This is a genomic window from Flavobacterium sp. GW821-FHT11G01 (assembly GCF_058808175.1).
In genome coordinates this window covers 1-593 of record NZ_JBXARK010000031.1, presented here as the reverse complement: position 1 = coordinate 593, position 593 = coordinate 1, and the positions used below count along the sequence as shown (strand labels likewise).

Genomic DNA, 593 nt, shown 5'->3' with positions numbered 1-593 from the left:
ATCAACAAGCCGGATGATTTGGCTTATGTGATCTACACCTCTGGAACTACAGGTAATCCAAAAGGAGTGATGGTGGAACATGGTTCGCTGATCAATCGTCTGGAATGGATGCAAAAAGCCTATGCTTTATCAGACAAGGATGTTATTCTTCAAAAAACAAGTTATTCATTTGATGTTTCCGTATGGGAATTGCTGTGGTGGATATATAACGGATCTAAGTTATGTGTATTGAAGCCTGAAGGGCATAAAGATCCACATGAAATAGCTGTTTCTGTTGAGAAGTATAACGTTACGGTAATGCATTTTGTGCCTTCAATGTTATCTGTCTTTTTAGATTACCTGGAGAATAATAAAATAGAACATGAGAGATTAAAAAGCCTAAAACAGGTATTTGTCAGTGGAGAAGCCTTGACAGTTGAGCAGAATAACAGATTTTTCAATCAGTTTTCAGGCGTTTCATTAATGAATCTCTATGGTCCTACTGAGGCTACTATAGATGTGAGTTATTTTGAATGTTCAGAAAAACAAACCCTTATCCCAATTGGTGCTCCTATATCGAACACCCAGCTTTACATTTTGGATGATTCCCTTGG

General features: G+C 37.4%; 1 protein-coding gene. It reads left to right on the top strand.

The annotated features are described in order from the left end of the window. The coding region (locus AC1RRN_RS21440; RefSeq protein ID WP_492969256.1) for an AMP-binding protein at nucleotides 1-593 on the top strand (593 nt) is incomplete at both ends.